This window comes from Streptomyces luomodiensis, from assembly GCF_031679605.1.
GTDB classification, from domain to species: domain Bacteria; phylum Actinomycetota; class Actinomycetes; order Streptomycetales; family Streptomycetaceae; genus Streptomyces; species Streptomyces luomodiensis.
Genome location: NZ_CP117522.1, coordinates 1,539,864 through 1,558,129 on the forward strand (window position 1 = coordinate 1,539,864; position 18,266 = coordinate 1,558,129).

Here is an 18,266-nt window from a genome sequence, read left to right on the forward strand (position 1 = left end):
GCACCCGCCCCGCTCACCGGACAATACGGGGTCGTGCTCCGGGATGCGGCGGTCACCCGGAGAGATCGGTGGGCCAGGTGTGCACCGGTGCGTCGGTGCGCATCAGGGCGCAGTAGCGGCGGGTCATGGCCGCGAGCGCGGCGTCCCGGTCGAGCCCGCCGTCCAGCGCCTGGTGGTAGGCGGCCGCCTGCCAGGACGCGCCGTTGACCCGCAGCTTGCAGCGCTCCTCGATCACCCCGAGGTAGCGGTCGCGGTCGGCCGGCTCCACACCCCACCCGTCGAGCCCGGAGGCGGCCAGCGGCAGCAGCTCCTCGCGGACCAGCCGTACGGCCGAGGTGCGCGCCAGCGACGCCGACCGGCCGGATTTGGGCCATTGCAGGACCGCGTCGATGCCGTGCCGGCAGGCGGCGTCGAAGTTGGCGGCGGCGGCCGCGAACGGCAGCCGGCTCCACACCGGGCGGGGCTCCTCGGCCAGCGCCCTGACCAGTCCGTAGTAGAAGGCGGCGTTGGCGATGACATCGGTGACGGTGGGTCCGGCCGGCAGCACGCGGTTCTCCACCCGCAGATGCGGCACGCCGTCCACCACGTCGTAGACGGGCCGGTTCCAGCGGTAGATGGTGCCGTTGTGCAGCGCCAGTTCCTGGAGCTCGGGCACTCCGCCGGCGTCCAGCACCCGCAGCGGGTCCTCGTCCTGGCCGCTGGAGAGCAGGGGCGGGAAGTAGCGCAGATTCTCCTCGAACAGCTCGTAGGCGGACCCGATCCAGCGCTCGCCGAACCAGGTGCGCGGCCGCACCCCCTGGGCGGCGATCTCCGGCGGGCGCACATCGGTGGCCTGGAGGAACAGCGGCGGCCGGGATTCCCGCCACACCTCATGGCCGAAGACGAAGGGAGAGTTGGCGCCGACCGCGATCTGCACGGCGGCCACCGCCTGCGCCGCGTTCCACGCGTCCGCGAAGCGTCCCGGGGTGACCTGGAGATGGAGCTGCACGGAGGTGCAGGCCGCCTCGGGGGCGATGGAGGCGCTGGCGTAGCCGAATCGCTCCCGGCCCTCGATGTCGATGAGGAAATCCTCGCCGCGGGCGGCCAGCATCTGCTCGTTGAGGAGTTTGTAACGGTCGTCATAGGAGAGGTTCGCGGATCCCAGGTCGCTCGCGGTGAGGGTGGGAAGAATTCCGATCATCACGATCTCGGCGGACACTTCCCGCGCCTTGCGATCGGCATATGACAAAGCGGTTCGGAGCTCTTCCGACAGCTGGTCGAGAACGCTTCCGCGCAAACGGTGGGGCACGATGTTTACTTCAAGATTGCACTGCCCGAGTTCGGTCTGGAAATCATGACTCCCGATGCGCTCCAGAACCTCCGCGTTCATCATCCTCGGCAGCCCGTCGGGCCCGGCCAGATTCAGCTCGATCTCCAGCCCCATCAGATTCTGCGGGCGGTCGAAGCGCTTGTCGGCCAGGAGCCGGCCCAGCCCGTCGAGGCACTGCCGCAACCGGACGCGCTGCCGCCGCCGCCCGGACGGGTCGAACTCACCGGCTATGAGCTTCTCCCCCATCGAAGCGTCCCTCCTCGAGTGGATCATCGGTGCCGGCCGCGTGTACACCACGCACGATGATGCCCACCAATGTGATCGATAACGCCCCGCGATCCCCACCCAGCCGGTAGGCTCTCAGGAACTGTGCATTGCGCCGGAGAAATGGACCAGCGAGATCCAGCCTACCGCGCGGGCCACAAAATGCCAGGTCATATCAGTTCATCTGGCACGGAATCGGGGAAAATCCCCGCCCTTCCGGGGTCCGGATAACCTCTTGTCGGCAATATCGGCCACAGCTAGATGAAACACAACGGGAACACTTGTCGTATAAACTCGGCTAACGAGGCAGAGAGATAACGCCCGAACGGTTTGTTCCGGCTCCCCTCTGACCCGTGTTCCACCGACAGCGCCGCCCAAACCCGGCCCGCTATCGCTTCACCGTGTCTCCCCAGCGAGAGGCAGACCCACCATGCCGCTGCATGTTCCCCAGGCCCCCGCGGCCGCCCTGCGCAGCGTCCTCACGGCCCTTGACTCCCCCACCGCCGTCCGCGAGGCCCGCACCCCCGCACTCTCCACGCTCACCGGCCCCTTCGAACCCGAACGCCCGCTCCCCGTCCACGTCCTGGACGACATCACCACCCCCGACGGCCCGCCACGCACCCGGCTCACCGGCTGGCGCTTCCTGATCCGCGACGGCGACCGCACGGTGGCCGCCGCCGAGGCGATGCTCACCGCCGACGGCTGGGCCTTCTCCCACTTCTCCGAGGGCCCCTACGTCCGCTCGGCCGAACTCGCCCTGCACCAGGCCGAGTCACTGCCCTCGGCGTACCAGCCCCGGCTGCTGTCCATCCCCGAGCTCTACATGGTCACGCTCTGGCTGCACGGCGACCTGACGGCGGACGGCGCCGAAGGCGGCCTGGGCGCCGGGGACCTGCTGGTGCCGCTCGCCCCGGCCCCACCCGGCATCGCGCCCCACCGGGCGCATCGCGCGACCGACCTGCTGCCTGTCCTCACCCACCGGCTGACCCCGGCCCCCTTGCTTGGCTCACCCGCCTGACCTGCGCTGTGAACAGGGCAGGAGCGCCCCGTGACCGCCGGGTCACGGGGCGCTCCGACGCATCCTCGTAACAGTCCGGCAGCGGTGAACCGTCCACGCGGCTGATGCGTCATTATCTAGCGAGACCGGTACCGCGAAATCCCTGCGGAATCCAGCCCGCGGGGCAACACTGGAGCAATCGACCGACTCAACCACGGGGGGCGGCCATGAACGCCGCGACGAGCCGCAGGACATTCACCACTCCGCAGCGAAAGAACCCTGCCATGTGCCAGCACCAACCACCCTGCCCATCAGCCGACTCCGCCGACCGGGAGGCCGCGCATCTGGTGGCGCACCACCCGGAGCAGGGATGGAGCCTGCTGTGCAACGGTGTCCTGCTCTTCGAGGACACCGGTGAGCTGTTGCCGGACGGGCGCGTCATCGCACCGTGCCGGCCGCTGGGTTCCGAGCACGTCGTCACCGCGGCCTGACGGCCGCCTCGGCGGCACGTACCACACCAGGGGCCGGCCCGGCGCATCGCCGAACCGGCCCCACTGACGCGTCTTCGCCTCGCCGGGGGATGCCCCTCAGCCCTCGTAGGACTCCAGGGGCGGGCAGGAGCAGACGAGGTTGCGGTCCCCGTAGGCCCCGTCGATCCGCCGCACCGGCGGCCAGTACTTGCCGGCCGCCGACACCCCGGCCGGGAAGACCGCTTCCTCCCGGGAGTAGGGGTGGTTCCACTCCCCGGTCAGCGACGCCGCCGTATGCGGGGCGTTCCGGAGCGGATTGTCCTCCTTGGTCCACTCGCCCGAGGCGACCTTCTCGATCTCGGCCCGGATGGCGATCATCGCCTGGCAGAACCGGTCCAGCTCCGCCAGGTCCTCGCTCTCCGTCGGCTCGATCATCAGCGTCCCGGCGACCGGGAACGACATCGTCGGGGCGTGGAAGCCGTAGTCGATCAGGCGCTTGGCCACATCGTCGACGGTCACCCCGGTGGCCTTCGTCAGCGGGCGCAGATCCACGATGCACTCATGGGCCACCAGCCCGCCGGGACCGGTGTAGAGCACCGGGTAGTGCGGTTCGAGCCGCTTGGCGATGTAGTTGGCGCCGAGCACCGCGACCTGGGTCGCGTGCCGCAGCCCCTCGGCGCCCATCAGCCGGATGTACGCCCAGGAGATCGGCAGGATGCCCGCCGAGCCCCACGGCGCGGCCGAGACGGGGCCGACGCCGGTGGCCGGGCCGGCGGCGGGCTGTAGCGGATGGTTGGGGAGGTAGGGCGCCAGGTGCTCGCGCACCGCGACCGGTCCGACGCCGGGGCCGCCCCCGCCGTGCGGGATGCAGAAGGTCTTGTGCAGGTTCAGGTGCGAGACATCGCCGCCGAACCGGCCCGGCTCGGCGAGCCCGACCAGCGCGTTGAGGTTGGCGCCGTCCACGTAGACCTGCCCGCCCGCGTCGTGCACGGCGGCGCAGATCTCGGTGATGTGCTCCTCGAACACCCCGTGGGTGGACGGGTAGGTGACCATCAGCACGGCCAGTTCCGCACCGTGCTTCTCGATCTTGGCGCGCAGATCGTCGGCGTCGATCTCGCCGTCCTCGCCGGTTTTCACCACGACGACCTTCATCCCGGCCATCACGGCGCTGGCGGCGTTGGTGCCGTGCGCGGAGGACGGGATCAGGCAGATGGTGCGCTGGGTGTCCCCATTGGCCCGGTGGTAGGCGCGCACCGCCAGCAGTCCGGCCAGCTCGCCCTGCGATCCGGCGTTCGGCTGGAGGGAGACCTTGTCGTAGCCGGTGACCTCGGCCAGCCGCTCCTCCAGCTCACGGACCAGGGTCAGATAGCCCCGGGCCTGCTCGGCCGGTGCGAAGGGGTGCAGCGCGCCGAACTCGGGCCAGGTGATCGGCTCCATCTCGGTGGTGGCGTTGAGCTTCATGGTGCAGGAGCCGAGCGGGATCATGCCCCGGTCCAGAGCGTAGTCCCGGTCGGCCAGGCCCCGCAGATAGCGCAGCATCGCGGTTTCGGAGCGGTGCTGGTGGAAGACCGGATGGGTCAGATAGCCGTCCCGGCGCAGCAGGGCCGCGGGCAGCGCGTCGGACGCCGAGGCGTCCAGTTCGTCGATGTCGGGGAGCCCCGGAGCGCCGTCGCCTTGGCCGTCCGTCCCGAAGGCGCACCATACGGCGGACAGCTGCGCCCGCCCGGTCGTCTCGTCACAGGCGATGCCGACGTGGTCGGCGTCGGTCAGCCGCAGATTGACCCCGGCCTCACGGGCCGCGGCCACGACCTCGGCGGCCCGGCCCGGCACCCGTGCGGTGAGGGTGTCGAAGAACGCCTCGTGCACCACCTCGACCCCGCGGGCCCGCAGCCCCTCGGCGAGCACGGAGGCGTAGCGGTGGGTGCGACGGGCGATCGCCGCGAGCCCCTCCGGGCCGTGGTAGACGGCGTACATCCCGGCCATCACGGCCAGCAGCACCTGCGCGGTGCAGATGTTGCTGGTGGCCTTCTCCCGGCGGATGTGCTGCTCCCGGGTCTGCAGCGCCAGCCGGTACGCCTTGTCGCCGTCGGCGTCCACGGAGACCCCGACCAGGCGGCCGGGAAGGTTACGGGCGTAGGTGTCGCGCACCGCCATGAAGCCGGCGTGCGGTCCGCCGAAGCCCATCGGGACGCCGAACCGCTGGCTGCTGCCGACCGCGATGTCCGCGCCCAGCTCGCCGGGCGAGGTGAGCAGGGTGAGCGCGAGCAGATCGGCGGCGACGGTGACGACGGCGCCGAGCTCATGGGCGCGCTCGATGACCGGGCGCGGATCGCGCACCGCGCCGGAGGCGCCCGGGTACTGCACCAGCACGCCGAAGACCCCGCGCTCGGCGATCTCGTCCGGGATGCCCTCGGCCAGGTCGGCGACGACGACCTCGACACCGGTCGGCTCGGCGCGGGTCCGGATGACCGCGATGGTCTGCGGCAGACAGTCGGCGTCGACCAGGAAGACGCCCTCCTTGCCCTTGCCGACGCGCCGTGACAGCGCCATGGCCTCGGCGGCCGCGGTGGCCTCGTCCAGCAGCGAGGCACCGGCGGTGGGCAGCCCGGTCAGATCGGCGACGACGGTCTGGAAGTTGAGCAGGGCCTCCAGCCGGCCCTGGGAGATCTCCGGCTGGTAGGGCGTGTACGCGGTGTACCAGGCGGGGTTCTCCAGCACATTGCGCAGGATCACCGGCGGGGTGAAGGTGCCGTAGTAGCCGAGGCCGATCATCGACGGCAGCACCTGGTTGCGGTCGGCGAGTCCGCGCAGCTCGGCGAGGACCTCCGGCTCGCTGCGGGCCGGGGGCAGGGCACCCAGCGCCTCGGCGCTCTTTATCACGTCCGGTACGGCGGCCTCGGTGAGCTCGTCCAACGAGCCGAAACCGACCTGGGCGAGCATCTTGGCCTGCGCCTCGCCGTCGGGGCCGATATGGCGCTGCTCGAACGGAGTACCGCGTTCCAGGTCGGAGAGAGCGATGCGATTGGCGGTCATCTGCGGGGGCCTCCTGGTCTGTGACGACCGGCGAGGGGCACCACGGCGTAGGTGCCCGGACGGCCTCCCCCTCTGTCATCTCAACCTGAGAGCTTCACCGGCCCACATACCGCCTGACCGGTTTTCACCGTCGGTGAGGAGGGGTTCCGGAGCTCTGCTCGCCCGTGGCCCACCCTGCTTTCCAGAGTGACCTCACCCGCACGGTACGTGTGCCTGAGAGATTCCGGGGAGGGTTTGCTCCTTCGGCGCCTCCGACAGCGTCGGCGGAGGACTCTCCCGCACGGGGTCTGCAGCCACCGTCAGCGTACCAGCGGTTCTGCCACGGGCGCGGGTCACGGGCGTTCGAGTGGCCGAGTGCGACGATGTGTCCTTTGGTAGGTAGCAACGGCCACTTGCCACCTGTGGGAGAGAGCGTGCAGACCGATATCGACCCGCGGACCCTGATCGGCCGCAAGGCATTCGACCGCGAGGGCGCCAAGATCGGCACCGTGGACGAGGTCTATCTCGACGACGCGACCGGCGAGCCCGAATGGGCGGCGGTACGCACCGGACTGTTCAGCCGGGACGTCTTCGTGCCACTCGAACCGAGCGAGGTCGTCGGCGAAACCCTGCGGGTGCCGTACGACCGGGCGCTGATCAAGGACGCCCCGGACTTCGGGGTCGGCCGTCATCTCTCCCCCGAGCAGGAGCTACAGCTCTACCACCACTACGGACTGGACGTCACCGGCTGACCCCACCCCTGCCGGCGCCCGCCACGGGGCCCGGACCCGCCGAGCCGGCCCCACCATGCCCCGACCCGAAGACGCCCCCACCCCGGCCCGCGACCTCGTCCGGGCCCACGGACCCATCCAGACCGCCGCCCCCAGACCCGGCAGTCTCGCCCCGGCCCGCGACCTCCGCCGCATCCACGGACCCGCCCCGGCCCGCGATCTCGTCCGGGCCCACGGACCCGACCGGACCTCCGACCCCAGGACCGACAGTGCCGCCCCGGCCCGCAGCCTCCCCAGGGTCTGCGGGCTTTCCCCGGCGCACGACCTCCGCCGGACCCAAGGTCCCGCCCCGGCCCCGGCCCGCGACCTCGTCCGGACCTACAGACCCGACCGGACCGCTGACCCCAGGACCGACGCCCCTGCCCCGGCCCGCAGCCTCCCCCAGTTCAGCGGAGCCGACCGGGCCCACGCCCTCGTCCAGACCGCCGCTCCCAAAGCCGACAGCCTCCTCCCGGCCCGCGACCTCCGCCGCATCCACGGACCCGCCCCGACCCGGGACCTCCTCCCGGCCCGCAGCGTCCGCCGCCTCCACGACCCCGTCTCGGCCCGCGACCTCCGCCGGCCCCAAGGTCCTGCCCCGGCCGGGCTCTCCCGATTCCACGGGCCCAGTCGGGCCCACAGATCCGGCCGGACCGCCGCCCCCAGACCCGGCAGTCTCGCCCCGGCCCGCGACCTCCGCCGCATCCACGGACCCGCCCCGGCCCGCGGTCTCGTCCGGGCCCACGGTGGCCTCGGCCGGGTGTTGGAGTGGCAGTGGGTCGGCCGGCTCCAGTGCCGGGTCGTCCACGGCGAACGTCCGTACCCGCCCCGGCCTCGACCACGGCTCCTCGAAGCGCACGGTCACCCGGCCCACCCCGCTCCCCTGCACCCAGCCCGCCCCGTACTCGGCGTGCCGCACATCGGAGCCCGGCAGCCAGCGCCGTGGTTTCCCGGCGCCCTCATGAGCCTCTCCCGCGCCCGCTTCCACGGGCTCCGGTATTTCGGGACCCGGTCCGCGCCGCGCGTCCTCCAGCGCCTCGTGAGCGGCCTGGGCAGCCTGCGCGAAGAGATCCTCCTGGGTGTAGTCCGCCAGACCGCTGACCCCCACCCCCAGCAGCCGCACACCCGCCGTGGTGTCCACCCCGTCGATCAGCCGCGCCGCGGCCTCCCGCACCACGCTCGGATCGTCGGTCGGCCCGCGCAGGGTCTCCGAACGGGTCAGCGTGGAGAAGTCGTACCGCCGCACCTTGATCACGACTGTCCGGCCCGAGCGGCCCGCCTCGCGCAGCCGCCGGACACAGCGGTCGGCGAGCCGGGCGATCTCCAGCTGCACCCGGGTGCGGTCGGTGAGGTCGACGTCGAAGGTGTCCTCCACCGAGATGGACTTGGCGTCCCGCTCGGCGACGACGGGCCGCTCGTCCCGGCCGTTGGCCATCAGGAACAGCGATGCGCCGTGGGCCCGGCCCAGCAGCCGCACCAGCTCGGCCTCGCCCGCCTCCCGCGTCTCGGCCACGGTGTGGATCCCGGCCCGGCGCAGCGCCTCGGCCGTGGCGGGGCCAACGCCCGGGAGCGTCCGCACCGACATGGGGCCGAGCAGATCGCGCTCCGTCCCCGGCTCGATGACCGTCAGACCATCGGGCTTGGCCTGCTCCGAAGCGATCTTGGCGAGCATCTTCGATCCGGCGAGCCCCACCGACCCGGTCAGCCCGGTGACCGCCCTGATGTCGGCCCGCAGCCGCTCCCCCACAGCGCGCGCCGCCTCCGCGGTGGGCTCGGTGCCGCCCGCCTCCAGGTCGACGAATGCCTCGTCCAGGCTCAGCGGCTCCACCAGCGGCGAGAGGGTGTGCAGCAGGGCCATGACCTGATCGCTCACCTGCCGGTAGAGGGTGAAGCGGGGGATGAGGAACGCCGCGTTCGGGCACAGACGGCGGGCCTGGGCCATCGCCATGGCCGAGTGCACCCCGAACACCCGGGCCTCGTAGGAGGCCGTGGCCACCACGCCACGCGGCCCGAGGCCGCCCACGACCACCGGCTTGCCGCGCAGGCTGGGTTTGGCCGCCTGCTCCGCCGAGGCGTAGAAGGCGTCCATGTCCAGATGGAGAATCGTCGGCGCACCCCTCACATCTACCGATGCTGCCGCACACCACTGACAATGGGCGCCCGGGACACCTCCCAGCGGTAGCTGGGGGAGAACCGAACCTCGAAAAACCGAACCTCGAAAACCGGGCCTCAGCCGACCCGGTTGCGGCGCGCCGCGAGCTCGTCGGCGGGGTTGGGCCGGATCAGCGTCTCTCCGGTGTCCACCCGCTCGCCGTGCAGCTGGGACAGCGCGCTCTCCACATCCCGCCAGACGACGCCCACGGCGATCCCGAAGACGCCCTGGCCGCCCTGGAGGAGGTCCACGACCTCATCCGGGGAGGTGCACTCATAGACGGTCGCGCCGTCGCTCATCAGCGTCATCTGGGCCAGGTCGTCGAGCTCCCGGGCGCGCAGGTGCGCCACCGCCGCCCGGATGTTCTGCAGCGACACGCCGGTGTCCAGCAGACGCTTCACGATCTTGAGGACGACCACGTCCCGGAAGCTGTAGAGCCGCTGGCTGCCCGAGCCATAGGCGGGGCGCACGCTCGGCTCGACCAGCCCGGTGCGGGCCCAGTAGTCCAGCTGGCGGTAGGTGATGCCCGCGGCCGCGCATGCGGTGGGGCCGCGGTATCCGATCCGCTCCGTCCCCCCCGCGGCGGGCTCACGCGGCGGTGCGGCCTGTGCCGCGACCCGAGCCTTCCGTGCCGGATCGGCCGATGCGCTCCCCTGGAGCGCGTACGGACCTCCGGCCGCCGTGCCGTCGCCGGTGCTTCTCACGCCGACCTCCGTCCTCGACCTGCCATCTTGAAGGTAGGCAGTCACCCGGGGTGCGTCAACGATCGCCACACTCGGCACGCCGAGTGATAATCACCCTAAGGGTGGTTTCCCGTGTCCCTCGTCCGGGAAAGGCTACTCGAATGCGCGAGCGAGGACCGGCAGACCGCTCACTGGCTGCTGGTTCCGAAGTCCTCGGGCGAGATCTGGTCGAGGAACTCGCGGAACTTCTCCACCTCGTCCTCCTGCTCGTCCGGGATCGCGATACCGGCGTCGTCCAGCACGCCGTCGCTGCCGTAGATCGGTGTTCCGGTGCGCAGCGCGAGCGCTATGGCGTCGGACGGCCGGGCGCTGACCTCCACACCGCTGGCGAACACCAGCTCCGCGTAGAAGACGCCCTCCCGCAGATCCGTGATGCGGACCTCCGTGAGCTGCTGTCCGACTGCTTCGAGTACGTCTTTGAAAAGGTCATGGGTCAGCGGGCGCGCCGGAGCCATGCCCTGCTGAGCGAAGGCGATCGCGGTCGCCTCACCTGGTCCGATCCAGATGGGGAGGTAGCGGTCGCCTCCCACTTCACGCAGGAGCACGATCGGTTGGTTGGAGGGCATTTCCACCCGGACACCCACGACGTCGAGCTCGTTCACACAGCAACCCTAGGACGTGCCCGGCCGGTTTGGATAGTCGGGGCCCGGTCGGTCATCGCTCCTGGGCCCCCAAAGCCGACCGCACCAGTGCCTCGTGCAGCCGTACGGAGAGCGTGGCGAGCTCTCGCGCACTGGCCTCCGCATGCGCTCTGGTCTGCGGGTTTCTATGCAACCGCAGCGGGGCGACCACCTGCTCGACCATTCCGGCCTCGCGCTCGGCGGAAGCTTTCATGATTCTCAGGTGACGTGGTTCCAGGCCGAAACGACCGAGCTCGGCGATGAGCCGGGCGACAGTCACCGCCTCGATGTCGTACCCGCCGTCCGCGGTCGCCACGAGCAGCCCGTACGACTCCCATTCGGCCAGCTCCGCCTCGCTGACCTGGGCCGTTGCCAGCAGCTCGGCACGGCCCACCCGGGCGGCCGTGGGGCCGTCCGGGGCGGTCCCGGCGCCGCTGTCGAGCGGTCCGGGTTGCCGCGCCCCCTGCGAAACGGCAGGAAGCTGCAACGGTTCACCCCGCTCCAGGGCGTCCAGATGCTCCCGGATGACCTTGAGCGGCAGGTAGTGGTCACGCTGCATCCGGAGGATATGGCCGAGCCGCGCCACGTCCTGGCGGCTGAACTTGCGGTAGCCGGACGGCGTGCGCCGCGGCTCCACCAGACCCTCCGACTCCAAGAAGCGGATCTTGGAGATGGTGACCTCGGGGAACTCGTCCCGCAACAGATTCAGCACGGTGCCGATGCTCATCGACCGGCTGCCCGTGGTGGCGGTGCCGGTCTCGGCACCGCCCGACGGTGTCTGAAGCATGGACCTCCCCTGTACGGGTCAGATGCCGACGCCCCGCTGGCTCGGGTAGAAGACCAGCCGGTACTTACCGATCTGCACCTCGTCGCCGCTGGCCAGGACCACCGGCGCGTCGATCTGCTCCCGGTTGAGGTACGTGCCGTTGAGGCTGCCGACGTCCGCGACGGTGAAGCCGCCGTCCTGGCCGCGCCGGAACTCCACATGGCGGCGGGAGACCGTCACATCGTCCAGGAAGATGTCGCTCTGCGGGTGGCGGCCCGCCGTGGTGACATCACTGTCCAGCAGGAAGCGGCTGCCCGAGTTCGGTCCGCGGCGGACCACCAGCAGCGCCGATCCCATCGGCAGCGCCTCGACGGCGGCCTGCGCCTCCGGACTGAGCGACGGCAGCGGCGTCTGCCCGGTCACCTCGGAGTCGTACGCCTCGAGACCCGAGATCGAAATGGTGGAGGTGGTCTCCGAGGCACGCTCGGAGGCCGCGCCGCCCCGCAGCGGGGCGCCGCAGTTGGAACAGAACCGGCTGGCCTCCGCGTTCCGGTGGCCGCACCGCTGACATACCGGCAAGCCGAACCCTCCACCACTGTGAGCGGCCGATGGCTCCTGGAAACCTATGGGGCCGGCCGCGGAGGGGTCAACCGACGGCGCGCCCTGCGCGCCGACCTGGTCCCGGAACAGCGGGCGCTCCCCGGTTCCCCCTCCGCTCTCCTCCGCGGCACGCGAGGCGCGGTGGCGAGCGGTGCTGCTGCCGCCGTCCTGGCGGGCACTCTTGCCGAACAACTTCCCGAACAACTTCACGGGCGATTCCCCTTGACTGAAACAGACCCGCCCGTGGGGCAGGACAAACCCTCGATGCACACACCAGACGGCCCGGACATCCTCACAACGTCCGTGACCACCAGACAGTTTCCACCACGCGCGGATCTTCTGGTGCGTTGACCCCCCGCGTCCACATGGTCTCCCCGAGAGACCCTCATTTCGAACCGCCTCACCGTGATGACGACCGAGCGTAGTCAGGCCGCTTCGCCGATCGCAAGGCATCCACAACGATCTTCTTCTCCCGCTGCACGGACACAGTGGCCTGCTCCTTCTCCAGGCTCTGCACCACCCCACCGGGAATGTTCAGCGCCGGCTCCAGATCTTCCGGCTTGCCGATCACCTTCACAACGTACGGTTGCGTCACTTTCCGTCCATCGACCCGCACCGCACCTCCGCTGTCCGAGAAGTAGGTGCCGGCGACCACCCGCACATCGCCGATCTGGATCGCCTCGGCGCCGGCCGCGCGCAGTTCCTGGACCGTATCGAGCAGCATGTCCGACTCCACGGAGCCCGAGGGGTCGTCGATGGTGATCGTGATGCCGGGACCCTGTGCGGCCACCGTACCGGCGAGCACGCCCAGCTGCTGTTCCTTCTGGAGCGTCTGTTTGCGGGCCTCCTCGGCCTGGTCCGAGCTGTTCTCCAGCTCGGTCCGCTGGTTCTCCAGACGGCGCTTCTCGTCCTGGAGCCGCTGGGTGCGGGAGTCCAGCTCGTCGAGGATGCGGACCAGGTCCTCCTGGCGGGCGCCGCGCAGCACGCTGTTCTCGTTGGTCGAGCGCACCTGGATGGCGAGGCCCAGACCGAGGCCGAAGAGCAGCAGGGCGACGATCAGCTGCGCGCGGGTCAGCCGCGGCGGCCACACGCCCTTCATCAGCCGCTGGCGGCCGGTGAGGGCCTCCTGCGGCCCCTGGTCGGCCTCGGGGCCGGGAGCGGGCCCCGCGGGCTCTCCGGGCCCCCTCCTGGGCTCCTCGGCGGACCCGGCGCCCGTCCCCCGGGGACCCTGCGGCCCGGTGGCCGTGGGCGCGCCCGCCGTGATGCGCCGGCCCTGGGCCTGGGGCGGCAGGGCCTCGGGCAGCACGGCCTTGGGCAGGGGCGTCCTGAGGGCGAGGTCCTTGAGGCCGCCGGGGCCGGGGGCGGCGGGCCTGCCGGGTTTCCGCGGTGCGCCGCGCCCGGACGTCTCCGGCCGTCGCGGCTGTCCGGACGTCCGCTGGGACTCCCCGGCCTCTCCGGCCTTTTCGGCGTTTCCCGGCTTTTCGGTCTTTTCGGCCTTCTCGGCCCGTCGCGGCGTTTCGGCCGGCTGCCGCGTCCTCTCGGCCTGCGGTCGGTTTTCGGCCGACCGCGGCTTCCCAGCCTGCGCCGTCTCGGCCTGTGCCGCCTCGGCCCGCGCCGTCTCGGTCTGCGGTCTCTCGGCCTGCGGTTTCTCGGGACGTCCGGGCTTCTCCGGGGTGTCGTCAGTCGTCATCGGCCTCACGCCCGGAACACATGGCGGCGGATCGCGGCCGCGTTGGAGAAGATCCGGATACCGAGCACGACCACGACTCCCGTCGACAGCTGGGCACCGACGCCGAGCTTGTCACCGAGGAAGACGATCAGTGCGGCCACCACCACATTGGACAGGAACGATACGACGAAGACCTTGTCGTCGAAGATTCCGTCCAGCATCGCCCGGAAGCCGCCGAAGACCGCGTCGAGTGCCGCCACGACGGCGATCGGCAGATAGGGCTCGACCACCGTCGGCACCACGGGTCGGACCACAAGTCCCACCACGACTCCCACGACGAGCCCCAATACGGCGATCACGATGTGCCCTTCCCTGTGTCGGCGTCACCCTTGCCGGAGCCACCGGCTATCGGTTCCGCGGTACGTACGATCAGACTCGGCGCGGCCGGAAGCCGGAGCGAGTCCTGGGCGGAGATGCTCGTGCGGATGTCATAGTTCTGCTGCAGCACATGCAGGTACTGTCCGTCCGCACTGTCCTGGAAAGCGGTGCTCAGCCGCTGCCCGTCCCCCACCGCGAGCACCGTATACGGCGGTGCCAGCGGCTTGTTGTCGACCAGTATGGCGTCTCCCGCGGCCCTGATCGCCGAGAGTGCCGTCAGCCGCTGCCCGTTGATCGAGATGGCCTCCGCGCCCGACTCCCACAGACCGTTGACGACGCGCTGCATATCGTGGTCGCGCACCCGCCCGGTGTCGGAGAAGTCGGCGCTCCCCCGTGGCCCCCCGCCGCTGCTGGTCGCCTCCTTGGCGTCGTTGACCACCAGCTTCACCCCGGGCCCCGTCACCTCGTCGGCCCCCGAGAGCAGTGCCACCAGATCGGCCTTGGCCCCGCCGTCCTTCTCCAGTGCCTGCCGCTGCTTCTCCCCGACCTCGCCGCGGAGCTTGTCCACGCTCTTGGCGAGCTTGTCCGCGTTCGAGTTCCCCGTCTCGATGCGGTCGATCAGTTCTTCCCGCTCCTTGGCCAGCGTCGGCGCCGATATCCGGGCTTCGGCGGCACCGATGGTGATGACGACCGCGACCAGGACGAGACCGAGCGCCAGCCCCAGTTTGGCCCGCACGGTGCGCGGCAGCCCCGAGCGCCCGGTCTCCCCGCGCCGCGCGGCGGCCTCCGCGTAACCGTCGTCGAGGCTGTGGTCCATCACATTGGTCAGCAGCGACATGGACGCGTCGAGACGCGGGCGCGGGCGCGGCGAGGCTGTGCTCCGAACGGGGGGCTGCTGCGACATGCCGCACATCGTCGCACGTCGGGGCCGCCGCCACCCAATGGCCCCTCCGGCGTGCCGAATCCGGGGGCGGGGGACGGCGCCCCGACGCGCTCAGACGTGCGCGAACGTCCGCGGCGTCAGCGCCCCGCGCTGTCCACGACGGTCGACCACTCGTCCAGCAGAGCCTGCGCGGACGCGTCGTCCGGGCCCTCCGCCCACAGGTGGGTGACGGCCTCGGCCGGGTCGGGCAGCACCATGACCCACCGCCCGTCGGTCTCCACGACCCGCACCCCGTCGGTGGTGTCCACGTCGCGGTCGCCCGCGGCCTCCACCACATGCCGCATGACCAGACCCTTGACCGCCCACGGGGTGGCCAGATCGCGTCGCTGGACATGCGCCCGCGGAATGCGCGCATCGATCTGACTCAGCGTCAGCTGAGTGCGCGCCACCAGCCCGATCAGCCGGACGAAGGCGGCCGTACCGTCGAAGACGCTGCTGAACTCGGGGATGATGAACCCGCCGCGCCCGTCACCGCCGAAGACGGTGGACTCCGACCGGGCGACCCGGGTCAGATCGTCCGCCGCGGTGGTCGTCCACTCCACCTGTGTGCCGTGGTACGCCGCGACCTGCTCGGCGATACGGGTGGTGGTCACCGGTAGCGCCACCCGTCCGCTGCGCCGCTCCGCGGCCACCAGGTCGAGCATCACCAGCAGCGCCCGGTCGTCCTCCACGATGCGGCCCCGCTCGTCGACGAGCGAGAACCGCTCACCGACCGGGTCGAACCGCACCCCGAAGGCCGCACGCGCCGAGGCGACGATCTCGCCGAGCCGGGCCAGCCCCGACCGCCGGGCGTCGGCGGTCTCGGTCGGCCGCGATTCGTCCAGCCCGGGGTTGATCGTCAGCGCGTCCACCCCGAGCCGGCCCAGCAGGCTCGGGAGCACCAGCCCGGCGCTTCCGTTGGCGGCGTCCACGACGACCTTGAGGCCGGACTCGGCGATACCGCTGATGTCCACGGCGCGCAGCAGCGAGCCCGTGTACGAGTCGAAGACGCTCGACGGGAAGCTGAGGTCACCGATCTCGCCCGGGAAGGCCCGCCGGTACTCCTGGCGCGCGTACACCCGGTCCAGCTTCCGCTGGCGGGCCGCGGACAGATCGGCGCCCCGCTCGTCGAAGAACATGATGTCCACCGAGTCGGGCACCCCGGGCGAGGTCCGGATCATGAAGCCGCCGGCGCTGCCGCGCGCGGTCTGCTGCCGGGCCACCGGCAGCGGTACGTTCTCCAGATCGCGTACGTCGATGGCGCTGGTCTGCAGGGCGGAGATCATGGCCCGTTTGAGCGCCCGCGCGCCCCTGGAGTGGTCACGCGCCGTGGTGACCGTGGAACCCTTCTTGAGGGTCGTCGCATACGCCCCCGCGAGCCGCACCGCGAGCTCCGGGGTGATCTCGACGTTGAGGATGCCGGAGACACCGCGGGCGCCGAACAGATGCGCCTGCCCCCGGGACTCCCAGATCACCGAGGTATTGACGAACGCGCCCGCCTCGATGGTCTTGAACGGATAGACCCGGACATTGCCCTGGACGATCGATTCCTCACCGATCAGGCACTCATCGCCGATGACCGCACCGTCCTCGATCCGGGCGGCGCGCATGATGTCGGTGTTCTTGCCGATGACGCAGCCGCGCAGATTGCTCTGCTGGCCGACGTACACGTTGTCGTGCACGACCGCCTTGTGCAGGAAGGCTCCGCTCTTCACGACGACATTGGAGCCGACGACGGTGTGCTCACGGATCTCGGCACCGGCCTCGACCTTGGCGTAGTCGCCGATGTAGAGCGGACCGCGGAGCACGGCCTCCGAGTCCACGTCCGCCCCTTCGGCGACCCATACGCCGGGCGAGATCTCGAAGCCGTCGAGTTCGACGTCGACCTTGCCCTCGAGGACGTCCGCCTGGGCCTTCACATAGCTCTCATGGGTGCCGACGTCCTCCCAGTAGCCCTCGGCGACATAACCGAAGATGGGCTTGCCTTCCTTCATCAGCTGGGGGAAGACATCTCCGGACCAGTCGACCGGAACATCTGCCTCGACATAGTCGAACACCTCCGGCTCCATGACGTAGATGCCGGTGTTGACCGTATCGGAGAAGACCTGACCCCAGGTGGGCTTCTCCAGGAAGCGCTCGACCTTTCCGGCCTCGTCGACGATGGTGATACCGAACTCGAGGGGATTGGGGACGCGCGTCAGACAGACGGTGACAAGGGCACCCTTTTCCTTATGGAAATTGATCAGATCCGTGAGGTCGAAATCCGTCAGGGCATCGCCCGAGATCACCAGGAAGGTGTCGTCCTTGAGTGCCTCTTCCGCGTTCTTGACGCTGCCGGCGGTGCCGAGTGGCTTCTCCTCGTTGGCGTACGTGAGCTCCATGCCGAGCTCCTCGCCGTCACCGAAGTAGTTCTTGACCAGGGACGCGAGGAACTGAACAGTCACCACGGTCTCGCTGAGACCATGCCGCTTCAGCAGCCGCAGCACATGCTCCATGATCGGCCGGTTGGCCACGGGCAGCAGCGGTTTGGGCATGGTCGAGGTCATCGGGCGCAGACGAGTTCCCTCGCCCCCTGCCATCACGACGGCCTTCATGTCGGAAGCGTCCTCCTTGAAGAGACGACGGTCATGCCGACCGCGCACGCCCGATGGCCCTTACAGCTACCGCGCTACGGGCCCCGGCCTCTATAACGCCGCTTCGGCGAGCTCAGTCGGCCGCGGTGTCCGCCCTGACGAGTCGGCGGACCTGAACCACGTAGAGGACTCCTGCCCACCAATAGAGTGTTGTACCCCATCCGGCGAACGCCCATCCGAAAATCGCGGCGGTCGTGTGAAGCAGGCCACTTCCCTCACTCAGAAGGAGCAAGGGGAAGGCGTACATCAGGTTGAAGGTGGCCGCCTTGCCGAGGAAGTTCACCTGGGGCGGTGGATAGCCGTGCCGCCGGAGGATGCCCACCATCACAAGCAGCACCAGCTCGCGCGCGAGAAGGACCGCGGTCAGCCAGAGGGGCAGGATCTCGCGCCAGGTGAGACCGACGAGAGTCGACAAAATGTAGAGGCGGTCGGCCGCCGGGTCCAGAAGCCGGCCAAGACTGCTGATCTGGTTCCAGCGCCGGGCCAGCTTCCCGTCGAGATAGTCGCTGACCCCGCTGAGCGCCAGTACCAGCAGCGCCCAGCCGTCGCTGTTGGGCCCGCCGAACTCGGGCCGAAGGATCAGCCATAGGAAAAGCGGCACACCGACGAGGCGCGCAGCGCTGAGGATGTTCGGGATGGTGAGCACACGATCCGTCTGGACCCGTGTCTCCTGTACCTCCACCCGGGAGCCTCCCGTGAGAAACAGGCCGATGATGCCCCATGACTCTACCGGTAGGGCCACATGGGCCCCGCACCGGGGCGTACCGGGCAGGACACGAAAAAGACCCCGATGGGAAATTGATTTCCCATCGGGGTCTTTTCAAGAATTGTTCGGCGGCGTCCTACTCTCCCACAGGGTCCCCCCTGCAGTACCATCGGCGCTGAAAGGCTTAGCTTCCGGGTTCGGAATGTAACCGGGCGTTTCCCTAACGCTATGACCACCGAAACACTATGAAGATAA

At 70.3% G+C, this 18,266-nt stretch carries 15 protein-coding genes, 1 rRNA gene and 2 riboswitches; of the genes, 3 read left to right on the forward strand and 13 right to left on the reverse strand.

The window, feature by feature from the left end:
* Positions 1-52: 52 nt before the first annotated feature.
* Positions 53-1,555, reverse strand: coding sequence for a glutamate-cysteine ligase family protein (locus tag PS467_RS06455; RefSeq protein WP_311034404.1), 1,503 nt, complete (start codon positions 1,553-1,555; stop codon positions 53-55).
* 448 nt (positions 1,556-2,003) lie between these two features.
* Between PS467_RS06455 and PS467_RS06460 the strand changes: the two genes are divergently transcribed.
* Together PS467_RS06460 and PS467_RS06465 are read left to right on the forward strand one after the other, a co-directional pair.
* A complete protein-coding gene (locus PS467_RS06460; RefSeq protein WP_311034405.1) occupies positions 2,004-2,591 on the forward strand; it encodes a hypothetical protein in 588 nt (195 codons plus the stop codon).
* 263 nt (positions 2,592-2,854) lie between these two features.
* A complete protein-coding gene (locus tag PS467_RS06465; RefSeq protein ID WP_037964925.1) occupies positions 2,855-3,061 on the forward strand; it encodes a DUF5999 family protein in 207 nt (68 codons plus the stop codon).
* A 96-nt stretch (positions 3,062-3,157) separates the two neighbouring features.
* Here the strand turns inward: PS467_RS06465 and gcvP are convergent, their stop codons facing one another.
* Positions 3,158-6,073 (reverse strand): aminomethyl-transferring glycine dehydrogenase, encoded by a 2,916-nt coding sequence (gcvP, locus tag PS467_RS06470; RefSeq protein WP_311034406.1) that lies wholly within the window; start codon positions 6,071-6,073, stop codon positions 3,158-3,160.
* A 65-nt stretch (positions 6,074-6,138) separates the two neighbouring features.
* Positions 6,139-6,263: riboswitch (glycine riboswitch) on the reverse strand.
* Position 6,264: 1 nt separating this feature from the next.
* Positions 6,265-6,362: riboswitch (glycine riboswitch) on the reverse strand.
* Positions 6,363-6,474: 112 nt separating this feature from the next.
* Between gcvP and PS467_RS06475 the strand changes: the two genes are divergently transcribed.
* Complete coding sequence (locus PS467_RS06475) at positions 6,475-6,804, forward strand: PRC-barrel domain-containing protein (protein ID WP_268976853.1); 330 nt, start codon at positions 6,475-6,477, stop codon at positions 6,802-6,804.
* Here PS467_RS06475 and PS467_RS06480 read toward each other — a convergent pair.
* From PS467_RS06480 to rrf, 11 genes are all read right to left on the reverse strand, one after another.
* Positions 6,794-8,944 (reverse strand): DNA polymerase IV, encoded by a 2,151-nt coding sequence (locus tag PS467_RS06480; protein ID WP_311034407.1) that lies wholly within the window; start codon positions 8,942-8,944, stop codon positions 6,794-6,796. The two genes, PS467_RS06475 and PS467_RS06480, sit on opposite strands and share 11 nt — an antisense overlap.
* Positions 8,945-9,051: 107 nt before the next feature.
* Positions 9,052-9,678, reverse strand: coding sequence for a MerR family transcriptional regulator (locus PS467_RS06485; protein ID WP_311034408.1), 627 nt, complete (start codon positions 9,676-9,678; stop codon positions 9,052-9,054).
* Between the two features lie 167 nt (positions 9,679-9,845).
* Positions 9,846-10,319, reverse strand: coding sequence for a bifunctional nuclease family protein (locus PS467_RS06490; protein WP_014058684.1), 474 nt, complete (start codon positions 10,317-10,319; stop codon positions 9,846-9,848).
* Between the two features lie 52 nt (positions 10,320-10,371).
* Positions 10,372-11,124 carry a transcriptional regulator FtsR gene (gene ftsR / locus PS467_RS06495; RefSeq protein ID WP_311034409.1) on the reverse strand — a complete coding sequence of 251 codons (753 nt, stop codon included), beginning with the start codon at positions 11,122-11,124 and terminating at the stop codon, positions 10,372-10,374.
* A gap of 18 nt (positions 11,125-11,142) precedes the next feature.
* The gene (locus PS467_RS06500) at positions 11,143-11,973 is read right to left on the reverse strand and encodes a double zinc ribbon and FHA domain-containing protein (RefSeq protein WP_311034410.1); all 831 of its coding nucleotides are present in this window, start codon (positions 11,971-11,973) and stop codon (positions 11,143-11,145) included.
* Positions 11,974-12,103: 130 nt separating this feature from the next.
* Positions 12,104-12,967, reverse strand: coding sequence for a DUF881 domain-containing protein (locus PS467_RS06505; protein ID WP_432280720.1), 864 nt, complete (start codon positions 12,965-12,967; stop codon positions 12,104-12,106).
* Between the two features lie 431 nt (positions 12,968-13,398).
* The gene (locus tag PS467_RS06510; protein ID WP_065966735.1) at positions 13,399-13,731 is read right to left on the reverse strand and encodes a small basic family protein; all 333 of its coding nucleotides are present in this window, start codon (positions 13,729-13,731) and stop codon (positions 13,399-13,401) included.
* The gene (locus PS467_RS06515) at positions 13,728-14,654 is read right to left on the reverse strand and encodes a DUF881 domain-containing protein (protein WP_268970545.1); all 927 of its coding nucleotides are present in this window, start codon (positions 14,652-14,654) and stop codon (positions 13,728-13,730) included. Before PS467_RS06515 ends, PS467_RS06510 begins: the two co-directional genes overlap by 4 nt.
* Before the next feature lie 116 nt (positions 14,655-14,770).
* Positions 14,771-17,266: a sugar phosphate nucleotidyltransferase gene (locus PS467_RS06520; protein WP_311034411.1), complete on the reverse strand. Its 2,496-nt coding sequence runs from the start codon at positions 17,264-17,266 to the stop codon at positions 14,771-14,773.
* Between the two features lie 112 nt (positions 17,267-17,378).
* Positions 17,379-17,987, reverse strand: coding sequence for a cardiolipin synthase ClsA (gene clsA / locus PS467_RS06525; protein ID WP_268970547.1), 609 nt, complete (start codon positions 17,985-17,987; stop codon positions 17,379-17,381).
* A 147-nt stretch (positions 17,988-18,134) separates the two neighbouring features.
* Positions 18,135-18,251 (reverse strand): 5S ribosomal RNA (gene rrf, locus PS467_RS06530).
* Positions 18,252-18,266 lie beyond the last annotated feature (15 nt).